The organism is Bacillus sp. GC_Bacil_1, from assembly GCF_026540675.1.
Taxonomy (GTDB): Bacteria; Bacillota; Bacilli; order Bacillales; family Bacillaceae_G; genus Bacillus_A; species Bacillus_A cereus.
This window is the reverse complement of sequence record NZ_JALNUG010000011.1, coordinates 199,765-216,243: the sequence shown is the minus strand read 5'-3', so window position 1 is coordinate 216,243 and position 16,479 is coordinate 199,765. Positions and strand designations below refer to the sequence as shown.

The following is a 16,479-nucleotide window of genomic DNA, read 5'->3' as shown; positions in this document are numbered from 1 at the left end:
ATTTTTCAATGTCAACTAAGTTTTTTAATTTCTTTTTTTGTCGTTTTCTGCGTTTCCGCATCAGCGACGGTTATTAATATATCATGCAGTATATACAGGGTCAATACTTTTTACAAAAAAATTTCACATCCCGTTAAAAACTTAAAAATCATTATAGCACCCATTCAGTCTTCATGGCTCCTCTCCTATCCATTTCATATCTTATCTCTTTATCAATTTACACGAGAGTGAAAATTCTAAATTTTATGTTATATTATTATTATAGGAGTGTGGTGAAAATGAGCATTAAGTATTCAAACAAAATCAATAAAATCCGGACCTTTGCATTAAGTTTAGTATTTATCGGCCTCTTCATTGCATACTTAGGTGTCTTTTTCCGCGAAAACATTATTATCATGACAACTTTTATGATGGTTGGCTTTTTAGCTGTTATCGCTAGCACTGTCGTTTACTTTTGGATTGGTATGTTATCTACTAAGACTATCCAAATTATTTGTCCAAGCTGTGATAAGCCAACAAAAATGCTCGGCCGTGTCGATGCATGTATGCACTGCAATCAACCTTTAACACTAGATCGAGATCTAGAAGGAAAAGAATTTGATGAAAAGTATAATAAGAAGAGTTATAAATCATAAGTATCAAGGGAAATACGAGTTTGCAACACTACAAACGTTTCAACTCATTAAAAAGTTGATTTCTTAAGAAATCAACTTTTTAATTGTTTTATTAAATTTATTACACCTATTTTTTCGAAATAACAGTAAACATCCCTGTCATGTTAGGCGAATAATCTTTAAAATCATATTTTTCGTAGAATGACGTTTTCCCTTGCGACGCAAACAAACCAATGAATGCTTTATCTGGAGCATTCTGATTTAAGTATTCTACTAAAGTATTCATTATTTTCTTTCCAATACCATTCTTTTGATACTCTGGATGAACCACTATATCTTGAATATAGAAATAGATAGCCCCATCACCAACAATTCTGCCCATGCCGATGATTTGATTATTATCCTTGACTGTTATACAGTAAATCGAATTTTGAAGTGATATTTCCACCACCTCAAAGTTCATATAATTAGTCCATCCCACAGAATCACATAAATATTTATATTCTTCCAATGTTGGAATGTCACTTTTAATCTCATATTTCTTCAAAATGTCCCCTCCAAGAATTCATTTCCACCAATACAAAGTAAATTCGACAAACTTTTATCTAACCCTTCTTACTAACTTAGCACTGTAAATACCGATTAACCTCACGCTAATCCTTATATAATAAAGAAAGAGGCTGACGTATAGCCGTCAGCCTCTTTCTTTATTATATATTACGCCTTATGACACTCTGGACAAACGCCATAAATTTCTAAGCGATGACTATTGATAACGAAGCCTGTCGTTTTCGCAGCTTCCTCTTCCAGCTTTTCCAAGCCTCCATAAGGAAAATCAACAATCTTACCACATTTTTCGCAAATCACATGATAATGTTGACTTGTAACATAATCAAATCTACTTGAAGCGTCTCCATAAGTTAATTCCTTTACAAGTCCAACCTCTTTAAACACACGTAAGTTATTATAGACAGTTGCAACACTCATATTTGGAAACTTACCTTCTAATGCTTTATAAATATCATCCGCTGTTGGGTGCGTCATTGATTCCACAAGGTACTCTAAAATAGCATGACGCTGTGGAGTAATGCGTACACCCGTATTTTTCAGCATTTCTAGCGCTTCTTTTAATTCTTCTTTGACCACCGTCATGCACCCCGATTCTATACGGATTATTATTTTATAATTCTTATAAAGAGTGTACTCCTTTTCTTATAAATCGTCAATATTTCTACTATAAGTATGTGGTTTATTTTTATATTCAGGACTTGTTTTTATGTATCTTTCCCTTTTTCTTCATATATTACATAGAAAAAAGTGCGACATAATCGCACTTGGAATACTATCATCTGAGGAGGTATGCCCTACACTTCCACTTTATGTAAGGCAGTAAAATATGTATAGACACTTGCCTTGTTTCTGCATATTTTATCTCCAACGTAGATTTATTTTATATAAGAAAGAACATCCTCAATATGTCCTTTCACTTTCACTTTACGCCACTCTTTTACAAGTTCACCGTCTTTATTAATAAGGAATGTAGAACGCTCGATTCCCATATACTCTTTCCCAAAGTTCTTTTTTAACTTCCAAACATCGTATAACTCTGCTACTTTATGATCTTCATCTACTAAAAGTGTAAATGGTAATTCATGTTTCTCAATGAATTTCAAATGTCTATTCGCTGAATCAGGACTTACTCCAAGAATAACCGTATCCTTCTCTTGAAATACTCCATACGCATCACGAAAATCACATGCTTCAGTTGTACATCCTGGCGTCATATCTTTCGGGTAAAAATAGAGAACTACATTTTTACCGCGAAAATCAGCTAGGCTAACTTCTTCTCCGTTACTTCCCTCTAATGTGAATTCTGGTGCCATTTCTCCTACTGTAATCATTGTTATCACTCCTACTCTTTTCCTTTACTATAACAAATGCTTCCTTATTTTTCATTGTCTATTACAGACCTCATCACAAAAGCAAAAGGGAGTGTATATCCAATTAGCGCTTCTGCAATTGCAATCCATCGCCCAATTCCAATCGGAGATATGTCACCATATCCAACAGACAATAAAGTAACTGCGCTAAAATATAAACAAACTTCAACGAGTTGAAAAGAATGAACGTTCAAACTTTCTCCGTCCTCTTTCAAAACTGCGAAACCCATTTCCTCTAATACAACGTAACTTAATCCAAACGCGATCAGTACTGTTGTATAGATCAAAAATAATGTGGCCAAATTATACAGCGAAAAAAAACGCGTTGAATCTGAATAAGAACTCCATAATAATTGGACACTTTTCAAAATAGCGATTGCTGCAATTAATAGAATAAATCCCCATAACATGTCCTCCACCTCATTTTATATGTATGAGGTGGAGGACTGATTTATCCCTTAGAAACGAACAAGCTTCTATAATTAATTACCCGCGCCACGGTATCTTTTTACTCCTTGGTTCCAGAGATTGATTGCAATCGTAAAACAGATAACACCAACAAGTGGCGTCGCGAATGCATAACTATTCCATTCTGTTTTTCTTAAAAAGTATGCTGCTGGATATACTCCAACAAACGCGAACGGTAAAACAAACGTTAAAATGAAACGAATTACACGATTATAAATATTAACAGGATAGCGCCCATAATTACCTATGTTATACATAAGGGGCATAATTGAACTTTTCGCATCCGACCAAAAACCAAGGCTCGCAAGCGTAACAAATATCCCTCCATATACAAGTGCTCCTCCTCCTACCATCAATATAAATAAGAAGAAATCATACCAGTAAAAAGATAATTGTAACTCCACAGCTGCATATCCCATTACAAAAATCCCTGTAATAGCTCCAATTAAAGATTCAAGTTCCATTCTTTCTAATATAATTTGAAATAGGCTATGGATCGGTCGCGTTAATACACGATCCATCTCCCCTTTAATAATGTATCGATCATTAAAATCCCATATATTAAAGAAAGCTGAAAAGATGGCAAATGGTACTAAAAAGAAACCATAAATAAAGATTACCTCTTCTCGACTCCATCCCTTCAATGCTTGTGTATGCCCAAATACAACGAGAATAAATATTAAATTAACTGCTTGAAGCGATAAATCAGAAAGTAAACCAACGATAAAATCGCCTCGATACTCCAATTTCGTTTTTATATATTGACTTGCATATTGTAAAAATAAGTTTATATATAGCATCTCATCATCCCCCTTGTACAATTAGACGTTTTCTCGCCGTTCTCCACATGAGTACAATTGGAATAATAAGTACAATCGCCCAAATCACTTGAAATACTAAAGCCTCATACAACTTACTCCCCTGTATACCTTCAGAAAAAATCATACTTGGAATATAACTAATAGCCTGAAACGGTAAAAACATCATTGCTTTTTGGGCCCATAACGGATAAAAACTAATTGGTAATAATAGACCTGAAAATAAATCAATAACAACGCGTTTTGCATACATAATTCCACTATTATTAAATAAGAAAAACGTAAGCATTCCCGTCATTAAATTAATTTGTGTATTAATAATAAAACTAAATATTAAAGATAAGAAGAAATATAACCACGTTTGAAAATTCGTTGTAATTTGCAATGAAAATAATAGCGTAACGATCACCATGCCCGGGATGGAAAAGAATGCAAAACGGAATATCCCCTCGCCAAGACCTTGCATAACTTTCATACCTAAATAGTTGTAAGGACGAATTAATTCTACAGCCACACGGCCTTCTTGAATTTCCATCGCAATTTCTCTATCTATATTATTAAAATAAAACGCACGTGCCATCCACGCGATTGCGATATACGTAGTCATTTGCGAAATAGATAAACTTTCAACATTCTCTTTTCCGCTATAAATTGCTTGCCACAAAAAATAATATGCGCCGATATTAATTGTATAAATTAAAATCCCGCTATAATAGTTTGTGCGATACGCAAGCATCATTAAAAAGCGAATTCGAATCATTTCAATATACTTACCCATGCGTAATACCTTCTTCATAAATGTTACGAATAATTTCCTCTGTAGACACTTCGTTAATTTTTAAATCTTTAATTTGAAATGCTTGTACTACTTTAGAAATAAGCATTGAAATAACAACTTCTTCATTCGGAATTTTTGCAACCCATGCGTTTTCCTCTTTCGCTTTCGACCAAACGACATGATTATCTGGCATAACCATTGATAAAGCCTGATAGGAAACTGGTGCAACAAACTGAAAGTGTATTTCCTTCTCTGCTCCCCACTGCGTACGAAGATTTTTTAAAGAACCGTCATACATAATATTTCCTTCATCCAGCATGATAACACGCTCACATAAAGCTTCAATATCCGTAATATCATGAGTAGTTAATAAAATTGTTGTTTTATAACGTTCGTTCATTTCTTTTAAAAATTCACGTATTTTCAATTTCACAAGTACATCTAACCCAATTGTTGGCTCATCTAAAAATAATAACGGTGGATTATGAATTAAGGCTGCTGCTAATTCACAACGCATTCTTTGACCAAGAGATAATTTTCGAACTGGTTTATCTAATAAAGGCCCTATATCTAACGTTTCAATTACGTGCTCCATATGCTCCTTATACTGAGCGTCTGATACACCATACACTTTCTTTAATAAACGAAACGATTCTTGTACTGCAATATCCCACCAAAGTTGCGAGCGCTGTCCAAAGACAACACCAATTGTTCTTACAAATTCTTCTCTTTGTTTATGTGGATTCATTCCATTTACTGTGATTTGCCCTGATGTCGGAGTTAAAATCCCCGTAAGCATTTTAATTGTTGTTGATTTACCAGCACCGTTCTCACCGATATAACCAACCATTTCACCTTGCTTTACAGTAAAAGATACATCATTTACTGCTGGTACTATTTTATAATTACGATTTAATAAATCGCGAAATGCACCCTTTAAGCCCGGACGACTTAAATAGGCTGTAAACTCTTTACGTAACCCTTGTACCTCAATTACCGATTTCATAATCGGACCCCCCTCCTAAATGTCACAACGAATAGTTTACCCAACTGCCTTCGCTATCACAAACAATACGTCTTTTCGAAAAACATGTTAGAATAATACATAGATTTTTGTAAGGAGATGAATTGTAGTGAAATTCACAAAGTCAGAAGCATTACATAAAGAAGCTTTAGAGCATATCGTTGGCGGTGTTAACAGTCCTTCTCGTTCTTTTAAAGCAGTTGGCGGCGGCGCTCCTGTTGCTATGGAACGCGGGAAAGGCGCTTATTTCTGGGATGTAGACGGAAATAAATATATCGATTATTTAGCAGCATACGGTCCTATTATTACTGGACATGCTCATCCGCATATAACAAAAGCAATTACAACAGCTGCTGAAAATGGGGTACTTTACGGAACACCAACAGCGCTAGAGGTAAAATTCGCAAAAATGTTAAAAGAAGCAATGCCTGCATTAGATAAAGTCCGTTTTGTAAACTCTGGTACAGAAGCAGTGATGACAACGATTCGTGTTGCTCGTGCTTATACAGGTCGCACAAAAATCATGAAATTTGCTGGTTGTTACCACGGTCATTCTGATTTAGTACTTGTGGCAGCTGGATCTGGTCCTTCTACTTTAGGAACTCCTGACTCAGCTGGCGTACCACAAAGTATCGCACAAGAAGTTATTACCGTTCCATTTAATAATGTAGAAACTTTAAAAGAGGCGTTAGATAAATGGGGTCATGAAGTAGCAGCTATCCTTGTAGAACCGATTGTTGGAAACTTCGGTATTGTAGAACCTAAACCAGGATTCCTTGAAAAAGTGAATGAACTTGTTCACGAAGCTGGCGCACTAGTAATTTACGATGAAGTTATTACTGCTTTCCGCTTTATGTACGGTGGTGCTCAAGACTTACTTCGTGTGACACCTGACTTAACAGCGCTTGGTAAAGTTATTGGCGGCGGTTTACCGATCGGTGCTTACGGTGGTAAGAAAGAAATTATGGAACAAGTTGCTCCGCTTGGACCTGCATACCAAGCTGGTACAATGGCAGGAAACCCTGCTTCTATGGCATCAGGTATCGCTTGTCTAGAAGTGCTTCAACAAGAAGGACTTTATGAGAAATTAGATGAACTTGGTGCAATGCTTGAAAAAGGAATTTTAGAGCAAGCAACGAAACATAATATCGACATTACATTAAACCGTCTAAAAGGAGCTTTAACTGTATACTTCACAACAAATACAATTGAAGATTACGATGCCGCACAAGATACAGACGGTGAAATGTTCGGTAAATTCTTCAAGCTTATGCTTCAAGAAGGAGTTAACTTAGCACCTTCTAAATACGAGGCATGGTTCTTAACGACAGAACATACAAAAGAAGATATTGAATATACAATCGAAGCTGTCGGCAGAGCATTTGCTGCCCTAGCAGACAATAAATAATCCCGTCATTAAAAGGAAAAAAGAAAGCTCACCTTTCTTTTTTCCTTTTTTCTATTTCATAAACCCCGTATTAATAGTATAATTATTCATAATTATCTGTTTTATATTCTTTTACAGCATTACTATCTCTGTGTACAAGGTGATTTGCACCTTAAATAGTAAGATTATTCTAACTTTTACAAGAGGGGGGATTGACGGATGCTCAATACAAAAAATACATGGACACCGTCTTTATTTCGAGATTATAGAAATGCAGAACACGATGCGTGTGGAATCGTTTCCGTTATGGAGAAACGAAAAATTGCTACAAAAGAAAACATTGACCTTTGTATTCAATCACTCGTCAAAATGAATCATAGAGCTGGTTTCATTAATGGTGAGGGCGATGGCATCGGCATTCACATTGATGTACCAAAAGCGCTTTGGAATGAAAAACTAAAAAGTAGCGGATATAATCCAACGATTGTGGATCATCCCCACTTTATCGTTGGACATTTTTTTCTAAATAAAAAAGAAAACATTACTATCTTAAAAGATTATATTCGTACGCAATTAAACAACAAAAATTTTACAATCATTTTCGAAAGTGATGATGTAACAAACTCCGATGCACTCGGTCCACTTGGTAAACAAGAAGAACCTTTATTTTGGCAAGTTGCCCTTATCGCAGAAAACGAAATTACAAATATTGAGCAAACATTATTTTCTGTCACAATAAAAATAGAGGAAAACGAAGCAATTCATGTTGCTTCATTAAGTCGTGATCATGTTGTATATAAAGTTCTAGGTGCTGGTGATACACTTGTTGCCTACTATAATGATTTACAACATCCACTTATCGCTTCAACTATGACATTAGGACATAACCGCTACTCTACTAATACATTATCTAATTTTTTTCGTGTACAACCATTTAGCATTCTCGGACATAATGGTGAAATTAACACAATTGCAAAATTACGCGAGCAGGCTGAAATGATTGATGTACCACTTACTGCTGGAGGCAGTGACTCGCAAGATTTAAACCGCACCTTAGAAACCCTACTTGTTCAATACGACTACAGCTTATTTGAAGCAATGGAAATATTGTTCCCTCCAATTATTAATGAAATTAAACTTTATGAAACACCTTTAAAAGATTTATATACGTATATACGTGAAGCATGGGGACATTTTGCACAAGGACCAGCTGGCATCATTTCCCGTTTTAAAGATGAAGCTGTTTTCAGTGTTGATTCCCTTGGATTACGCCCAGTATGGAAAGTAGAGACAGAGAGCTCTTATATTTTCTCTTCTGAACCTGGAGTTGTATCACCAACTAAATATGTAGCAGAACCAAAACCACTCGCCCCTGGAGAAAAGGTTGGATTAAAATGGAATGAACAAGATGAACTTGTTCTTTATGAATATGACAAATATCAAATCCAAGTATATAACCGTTTTAAAAAGCGAATTGATACTACCAATTACCATTTAAATTTATCTATCCCTGAAACGAAAAAAATCCAAGGGCTATGTGATTCTGTTCAAGTTGAAACGAAACAATATGTCGCTTTCGGATGGGACCGAGAACATATTCAGCTCCTTGAACAGATGGCAACAAAAGGCGTTGAGCCAATACGCTCACTTGGGCATGACTCACCACTTGCCGCACTCGATACTGATAGACGAAATATCGCTGACTTTATTAAAGAAAGTGTAGCTGTTGTTACAAACCCTGCAATTGACCGTGACCGTGAAATTGAACACTTCTCTACACGTACTGTACTTGGAGAGCGTCCAAGTTTATTAAGCGGCGCAAAACGGCCATTTGTAGTTGAAATGCTTTCACCAATTATTTTAGAAGGCAGCGTGGCACAACCTATTGCAGAGGAATTACACACAATTACGTACGAACAACTCATAGAGCTATTTAAGACTCATAACTCTATCGCCACAATCTCTGCTACATTCAGCTCGTCAGAAACTCTGCAATGTGCATTAAGCCGCATTAGTTTTGAAGCGATAGCTGCTGTTAACAATGGCGCTTCCCTACTAGTATTAGATGACGCAAAAGCCCATCTAAATGAACGATTGTGGATTGATCCACATTTAGTTACTGCTAAAGTACATCAAGCATTAAGTGAAAATAAATTACGCCGCAATTGTTCTCTCGTTATACGTTCTGGTGCTCTTCGCTCCTTACATGACATTGTCACGCTATATGGATTAGGAGCAGATGGTATTAATCCATATTTATTATTCGCCACTGTAAATGATGGAACAAAAACACCAATTACGAATCTGTATAATGCACTTAATAAAGGATTAGAAAAAGTCATTTCAACAATTGGAATTCATGAGTTACGTGGTTACGGACGTCTCTATTCATCTATTGGGTTACATGAAGAAATCGCAAATATATTACAGATTACAAATTTCTTCGGTTCAAATGATTTAGCCTTTTCACTTGAATCACTTACTGAAGATGCAAAAATACGAGCAGAGGATTATAACAATCCTAAAATTAGAATGCGAAAATCATTTCATATATTCCCGCGAATTTGGAAAGCAATTGGCGATGTCGCAAAAGGAAATTCTTATGATGATTACCGTGACAAGTTAAGTGAACTAGAAGAGAATAATCCAATCGCAATCAGACACCTTGTTCAAACGAAACAAACAAAACATGTCGTTCCAACTGAAGAAGTATCTATCGGCATTCAAAATCATAATTTACCATTTATTATTAGTTCTATGTCATTTGGTTCTCAAAACGAAATCGCCTTTCGCGCATATGCAGAAGCGGCCGATCAGCTAAATATGATTAGCTTGAACGGTGAAGGCGGCGAAATTAAAGATATGATTGGGAAATACCCACATACACGTGGACAACAAGTGGCATCTGGACGATTTGGAGTAAATGCCGAACTACTAAACTCATCAAACTTAATTGAAATCAAGATCGGTCAAGGCGCAAAGCCTGGGGAAGGTGGACATTTACCTGGTTCAAAAGTGACAGCCAAAATAGCTGAAGCACGTAATGCGACAATCGGCTCAGATTTAATTTCACCTTCTAATAACCATGATATTTATTCAATTGAAGATTTAGCTCAAATGATTACAGAAATTAAAACAGCTAATCAACTTGCCAAAGTAGCCGTGAAAGTCCCTGTCGTTCCTAATATCGGAACAATTGCTGTCGGTATCGCCAAAGCTGGCGCTGATTTTATTAACATTAGCGGATTCGATGGCGGAACAGGTGCTGCACGTATTCACGCATTGCAGCATGTAGGTCTCCCTGTAGAAATTGGTGTTAAAGCCGCTCACAACGCTTTATTAGAAGCAAGCATGAGACATAAAGTAGAGATTTGGGCAGATGGTGGTATTCGAAGTGTAAATGATGCCTTGAAAATCATGCTCCTCGGAGCAAACCGTATTGGATTTGGCACACTATCAATGATTGCAATCGGCTGTACTACTTGCCGTGGGTGCCATCTAGATACTTGCCATGTTGGAATTGCGACACAAATCGAGTCTGAAGCACAAGCAAAAGAACACGGATTACGCCGCTTCGTCCCGCGCGAATTAGAAAGCGCAGTTGCCGGCCTGTTAAATTTATTCACCTCTTTCGGTGTAGAACTACAACGATTAACAGGACAGCTTGGGTATACAAATTTACAAACAATTGTTGGGCGTTCTGATTTATTAGAGCAAGTTCGAGGCGAAAATTTATTAAACTTATGTAATTTACTACAAATAATAGAACATCCATCTGTTACAACAACAGAAGACGTGCCGGAAAAACAATTTAAAACCGTTCATTCCGCTGACTCAAAAGAATTAGTAGGCGTTGGTGTAGAGCAACGCGTTATGGGTGGTCTAGAATCATGTTATCGCGTTCGCAGTAAACTATATGAAGCTACTCAACTTGAACCACTTACATTAAAGTATACGAATGGTTCTATTCCCGGAAATGGGTTAGGTGCTTACAATAGTGAAAATTTATTTATACACGTAAATGGCGGCGCACAAGATGGCATTGGTAAAACTTCCTTTGGTGGTGGTATTTATATAACGAAATCAAAAGGAGAAGATGGAGTATATTATAACGGTTCTGTCGGAAAAGGATTTGGATATGGTGCACAAAAAGGGGCACTATACGTGCAAGGGAACGCTGATGCTCGCGCTGGCATTCGCCTTTCTGGGGCAGACATGATAATTGGAGGTAGAATAACAAAACCACTCCGTGAAAAAGAGCACGGAAATATAGGGGCATACTCCAATATTAAAGGGTTTGCTTTTGAATATATGACAAATGGGCGAGCGCTTGTTTTAGGTGACCCTGGTCCATGGATTTGCGCCGGCATGACTGGCGGTGTTGTTTATTTACGTCATGATTCAAACTTAGGCTTAACAGAACAAGCCTTAAAAAGAAGAATCGCAAAAGGGGCAAATGTTACATTACAACCAATTAGTAAAAACGGTTTGAAAGATGTAACTGAATTATTGTTAGACTATATTCGTGTACTAAACGAGCATGAGCAATATGAGGAAGTTGCTTTGTTAACCCCGTTATTAGATGATATACAAAACCAGTTTTTTGAAATTATCCCGAAAAAAGAACAGGCAGATCCATCTATCTCAACAGAGTAACATGAGTAATTTTCATTATTAAGAAAAAATTGACGAAGTACACTTCTCATAGTAATCTATAGTAACAATTTGAGACCTGCTGAAATTCAGCAGGTCTTTTTACTAAAAACTGATGTTTAAAAGAAATTAGCGCGATAAAATGAATACTAATTTCTTTTAACGTCACTAAAATATCACTTGCTAACATATTGTAATGAATGTATAGTATCATGTTGTACATTCATTATGACAAGAGAAAGGATCTTATTAAGGGTATGAAACTTGGTGCTCGCATTTTAAAAACGGGTATTGCCATCACGTTAGCTTTATTTGCTTGTATTTTACTTCAATTACCGAGTCCGGTATTTGCGGGAATTTCAGCTATCTTTGCTGTTCAACCGTCTGTATACCGTTCTTATTTAACCGCACTTGAACAAATTCAAGCAAATGTAATCGGTGCGATATTTGCTATCGCATTTGCTACTGCTTTTGGACATAATCCTTTTATTATTGGATTAACATGTATATTAGTAATTGCTCTTACACTGCAATTACGATTAGAAAACACAATATCAATTGCTTTAGTAACAGTTATCGCCATTATGGAGTATCAAGGCGAAGATTTCTTTAGTTTTGCCTTACTTCGCTTTGCGACGATTATGATTGGTATTATTGCGGCTTCACTTGTAAATTTAGTATTTATGCCGCCGAAATATGAAACAAAACTTTATCATCGTATCGTTGATAATACAGAAGAAATTGTAAAATGGATTCGAATGAATAGCAGGCAAGCTTCTGATTTTACAACGCTAAAAACTGATATTGATCGTATGAAAGAAAAAATGATCAAATTAAACCATTACTATTTGCTGTATAAAGAAGAAAGAAGCTACACGAAAAAAGTAAAGTTCGCAAAAATTCGTAAGCTCGTTTTATTCAGACAAATGTTAGCGACAACAAGCCGTGCTTTAAGTACGTTAAAATCATTACACCGTACTGAAAACGAACTGCGTTACATGCCAGAAGAGTTTCAGGAATCTATCCAAAACGAACTTGATTCATTAACGCATTATCACGAACAAGTTTTATTAAAATTCATTGGTAAAGCAAAAAAACAACAGTCTGTTGAGATGCTTGATGAAGTTGAAACAGGTAAACAAGAATTAATTGATATCTTTATGGATTATCAAAACAAGGACGATGAAGAAGCATATAAAACATGGCTACATCTCTTCCCTCTTATTTCTTCCATTATTAACTATAGTGAAGAAGTAGAGCATTTAGATTTACTTGTAGATAGCTTCTACACATACCATAAACCAGAAAAAGAACTCCAAATCGATGATAAAAAAGAAGACGAATAAAAAAACAGCTCCTTTTATGCTAAAGGAGCTGTTTCTGTTATATGTTGAAGTTGATATAAATTGTAATAAAATCCTTTTTTTCGCATTAACTCTTCATGAGAACCAGTCTCTTTAATCTCACCGTCTTCAATGTAAATAATCGTATCAACATGCGTAATCGTCGCTAATCGATGTGCGATTATAATCGTCGTCCTGTCAGCAGCTAACGTCTGAAGCGCCTCTTGAATATACCTTTCATTTTCTAAATCCAATGCCGAAGTTGCTTCATCCAATATAAGTACCGACGGATTCTTTAGAAACACTCGTGCAATTGCCACACGTTGTCTTTGCCCGCCCGATAGCTTTACACCACGTTCTCCAACGACAGTATTATAACCATCTGGTAAGTCTATAATAAAATCATGAATTTGCGCAGCTTTGGCAGCTGCAATCACTTCTTGCTCTGTAGCTTTCGGATTTCCATATAATATATTTGCTCCAATTGTATCGCTAAACAATAAATTATCTTGCAGTACAATTCCAATATTACTACGTAAATTTCTCATATTATACTTTCTTACATCTATCCCATCTACATAAACCGCTCCCTCAGAAACATCATAGAAACGCGGGATCAAACTAGCAAGAGATGACTTTCCTCCCCCACTCGCTCCTACAAGCGCTACTTTCTCTCCAGGCTGTATAGTTAATGACAAGTTGTGTAATATCTCTTTTTCATCTGCATTATAACGAAAAGAAACATTATCAAATACAATTTCTCCATTTAATTTTTTCGTTTGTACCGCATTTGGCACATTAACAATATCGTATTTTTCATCTAACAGTTCAAACACACGGTCCATCGATGCAAAAGATTGTGTTAATGTTGTAGATGAATTAACAAGGCGGCGAAGCGGACTATATAAACTATCCATATATCCAACAAAAGCTACCATCGTCCCTAGCGTTAACTGCCCTTGAATTACTTCATATGCTGCAAAACCAATCACAAGTAATGGACCTAAATCTGTTAACGTATTTACTGCCGAGAATGTTCTCGCCGTCCAACTTGTATGGGTTAATGCTTTCGTTAAAAATTCATTATTTCTTTTTTCAAACTGCTTCCCCTCATACTCTTCTAACGCAAAGCTACGTGTCACTTGCATTCCTTGAATACGTTCATGCAAATATCCTTGCATCGTCGCTAACGCTTGTGAACGCTCTTTCGTCAATTTCCGAAGACGTCCGAAAAAATATTTCACTGCAATTACATAAATAGGTAAAATCAATAACGCAACAAATGTTAATTTTATATTCATAGAAAACATAACAATGATGGCAATAGCAATTGTTGCAGTATCTAACCAGACGTTCATCAAACCAGTAATTACAAAATCCTTCGTTTGTTCTACATCATGGATGACACGCGAAATAATCTCTCCTGTTTTTGTATTGGAGTAATAACGTAAACTTAATTTTTGTAAGTGACCAAAAATATACTTCCGCAAATCATACAGTATTGTATTTGCGATACGCTGCGCGAAATATTGACGATAATATTCAATCGGTGGTCTTAATACCGCAAAAATAAAAAAAGCAATTCCAATCGCTGTTATTAATTGAGATGTTTTATCTTGAAGTGAACCTCCGCCTTGAATTACATCATCGATAATATACTTTAATAACCACGGCATAATAAGTGGGATACCAAACTTAACTAGTCCAATAATAATTGTAATAGCGATAAGCCATCGATATGGTTTAACAAATTGTAAATATCTTTTTATGCCCTGCACATAATCCCCCCTCTAATAGGACAAACCTGCCGGGAAGCCCCCTGCAGGTTTGTTTTAATTTCTGTACATTAAATATCGTTCATACCACATATCTACGAAGTCTGGTGCGAACGGACCTTTTCTTTGATGAATCCACTGTGTTAAATGTGCTACATTTCGTTTTAAAATTGTATCGATAACAGGTGGATACTGCATAATTTGACTATGTTTTTCATACTCATCTTCATCTAGAAGCGTATATGTCATATCTGGATACACTTTAATATCTAAATCATAATCAATATACTTTAATGCTTCAGAATCATACGCAAAAGGGGAGCTTAAATTACAATAATAATATACGCCCTCTTCCCTAAGCATCCCAATCACATTAAACCAATAGTTGGCATGAAAATAACAAATTGCTGGTTCACGCGTAATCCATGTTCGGCCATCCGATTCTGTAACTACTGTACGATCATTCGCTCCGATCACAAGACTCTGTGTCCCTTTTAAAATTGTTGTTTCTTCCCACATTCTATGAATGGAGCCATTATGTTTATAACTATGTATTTGTACTTTTTCTCCTTCTTTGGGAAATCCCATATATGCTCCCTTCTTTCAACTGCAAATGCCCTTTGAACGGCATTCACTTTTCTTCTATTATAACTTTTTTGTCAAAATTTTAAAACTAAAGGGATAAGACTCTATTTTCCACACTGAATATGCAGGAGGTTTATCGTTGAATACAATAATACCCAATCTTCTCAGAACACAAGGATTGTACTGTATTATTTATAAACGAGGACATGTAATAGAAAAAGCCCCTCTCTATTTGAAGGACTTTTCACCTGAAGGCAATAATATATCTTATCCTAAATTTGAAATCATTTTTTCAGTTGTAAAAGATTGGATTACACTATTCGTTTGTTCTTCAAATTTCTCATGTAACATCTTCAACGCTACTTCTGTTCTATATATTTCCTGACGGATAAAATGCAGTTCTTTTTTATCGCACGTATCTTTTTCATTCATTTCAATTTGTTGATACTTCTCTAAGTGTGATTGCAATTTTAACAGCTCATCCATCGTTTCCAATTGTTCTCCCACCAACTTATCAAAATCGTTCATTACTTACCCCCTTTTGGATTTCTTCATCAGTTATTATTCCTAATTACATATTTCTAATCTTTAACTTCCTTCTCCTTTGACAACATTTGTTGACTTATTAGAAGTTATGTCGTTCACTTTCTTTTCATTACAATGACCCGCACACAAAGAAAACACTTCTCTCGAATTGGAGAAGTGTTTTTCTTTCATTACTCGTTTGAACTAGAAGATTGTGATTGTTTTGCAGCTGACTTAGCATTTTGTTTTTTCACAGCATGCACGTCTGTTTCAGTTGCAAATTCTGTACCATAACTAGCGTTTGCACTTTGTGCACCAGAAGCTTGTGCTTTCTTTGCTTCTGATTGTGCGTTTGCTTGTTTTACTGCTTGTACATTTGTTTCAGTTGCAAACTCTGTACCATAACTAGCATTTGTACTTTGAATGCTAGCACCAGAAGTTGCCTTGTTATAACCTTGTTGTTTTTTACTCATCTTTCTCACCTCCACAATCAATAATGTAACCAATTCAACTAGAAGCTATCCGTAATTTTCTTTTAAAAAAATTCCGCATATATCTCTTGTTACTCA

The 16,479-nt window shown here is 35.9% G+C and carries 15 protein-coding genes; 4 read left to right on the top strand and 11 right to left on the bottom strand.

Translation table 11 applies throughout. From position 1 onward, the window contains the following. The first annotated feature begins 278 nt into the window (after window positions 1-278). Window positions 279-635, top strand: coding sequence for a YgzB family protein (locus tag OXT04_RS18325; protein WP_000025058.1), 357 nt, complete (start codon window positions 279-281; stop codon window positions 633-635). 106 nt (window positions 636-741) lie between these two features. On the opposite strand, the gene OXT04_RS18320 is transcribed toward OXT04_RS18325, so the two are convergent. The 7 genes from OXT04_RS18320 to OXT04_RS18290 form a co-directional block, all read right to left on the bottom strand. Beyond that, window positions 742-1,161, bottom strand: a complete 420-nt coding sequence (locus OXT04_RS18320) for a GNAT family N-acetyltransferase (protein WP_000759744.1) — start codon at window positions 1,159-1,161, stop codon at window positions 742-744. Window positions 1,162-1,331: 170 nt separating this feature from the next. Further along, window positions 1,332-1,760, bottom strand: a complete 429-nt coding sequence (perR, locus tag OXT04_RS18315) for a peroxide-responsive transcriptional repressor PerR (RefSeq protein WP_000237829.1) — start codon at window positions 1,758-1,760, stop codon at window positions 1,332-1,334. A 299-nt stretch (window positions 1,761-2,059) separates the two neighbouring features. Then, window positions 2,060-2,515, bottom strand: coding sequence for a thioredoxin-dependent thiol peroxidase (gene bcp / locus OXT04_RS18310; RefSeq protein WP_000633711.1), 456 nt, complete (start codon window positions 2,513-2,515; stop codon window positions 2,060-2,062). Between the two features lie 44 nt (window positions 2,516-2,559). Then, entirely contained in the window at window positions 2,560-2,964 is a 405-nt protein-coding gene (locus OXT04_RS18305) for a potassium channel family protein (protein ID WP_000964345.1), read from the bottom strand. A 72-nt stretch (window positions 2,965-3,036) separates the two neighbouring features. Next, window positions 3,037-3,822, bottom strand: coding sequence for an ABC transporter permease (locus OXT04_RS18300; RefSeq protein WP_090978270.1), 786 nt, complete (start codon window positions 3,820-3,822; stop codon window positions 3,037-3,039). A 4-nt stretch (window positions 3,823-3,826) separates the two neighbouring features. Further along, window positions 3,827-4,618, bottom strand: coding sequence for an ABC transporter permease (locus OXT04_RS18295; protein WP_098570371.1), 792 nt, complete (start codon window positions 4,616-4,618; stop codon window positions 3,827-3,829). Continuing rightward, a complete protein-coding gene (locus tag OXT04_RS18290) occupies window positions 4,611-5,624 on the bottom strand; it encodes an ABC transporter ATP-binding protein (protein ID WP_267416508.1) in 1,014 nt (337 codons plus the stop codon). Before OXT04_RS18290 ends, OXT04_RS18295 begins: the two co-directional genes overlap by 8 nt. Window positions 5,625-5,751: 127 nt before the next feature. Between OXT04_RS18290 and hemL the strand changes: the two genes are divergently transcribed. The 3 genes from hemL to OXT04_RS18275 all read left to right on the top strand — a co-directional run bounded on the left by hemL (window position 5,752) and on the right by OXT04_RS18275 (window position 13,028). Beyond that, the gene (gene hemL, locus OXT04_RS18285) at window positions 5,752-7,050 is read left to right on the top strand and encodes a glutamate-1-semialdehyde-2,1-aminomutase (protein ID WP_000673247.1); all 1,299 of its coding nucleotides are present in this window, start codon (window positions 5,752-5,754) and stop codon (window positions 7,048-7,050) included. A gap of 198 nt (window positions 7,051-7,248) precedes the next feature. Then, window positions 7,249-11,685 (top strand): glutamate synthase-related protein, encoded by a 4,437-nt coding sequence (locus OXT04_RS18280; RefSeq protein ID WP_016513297.1) that lies wholly within the window; start codon window positions 7,249-7,251, stop codon window positions 11,683-11,685. Window positions 11,686-11,939: 254 nt separating this feature from the next. Then, the gene (locus tag OXT04_RS18275) at window positions 11,940-13,028 is read left to right on the top strand and encodes an aromatic acid exporter family protein (protein WP_071714810.1); all 1,089 of its coding nucleotides are present in this window, start codon (window positions 11,940-11,942) and stop codon (window positions 13,026-13,028) included. Window positions 13,029-13,042: 14 nt separating this feature from the next. On the opposite strand, the gene OXT04_RS18270 is transcribed toward OXT04_RS18275, so the two are convergent. From OXT04_RS18270 to OXT04_RS18255, 4 genes are all read right to left on the bottom strand, one after another. Beyond that, complete coding sequence (locus OXT04_RS18270; protein ID WP_267416507.1) at window positions 13,043-14,803, bottom strand: ABC transporter ATP-binding protein; 1,761 nt, start codon at window positions 14,801-14,803, stop codon at window positions 13,043-13,045. A gap of 54 nt (window positions 14,804-14,857) precedes the next feature. Further along, window positions 14,858-15,388: a nucleoside tri-diphosphate phosphatase gene (ntdP, locus tag OXT04_RS18265; protein ID WP_000506627.1), complete on the bottom strand. Its 531-nt coding sequence runs from the start codon at window positions 15,386-15,388 to the stop codon at window positions 14,858-14,860. Between the two features lie 264 nt (window positions 15,389-15,652). Beyond that, entirely contained in the window at window positions 15,653-15,913 is a 261-nt protein-coding gene (locus OXT04_RS18260) for a YgaB family protein (protein WP_000997586.1), read from the bottom strand. Window positions 15,914-16,101: 188 nt separating this feature from the next. Beyond that, entirely contained in the window at window positions 16,102-16,383 is a 282-nt protein-coding gene (locus OXT04_RS18255) for a gamma-type small acid-soluble spore protein (protein WP_000039034.1), read from the bottom strand. Window positions 16,384-16,479 lie beyond the last annotated feature (96 nt).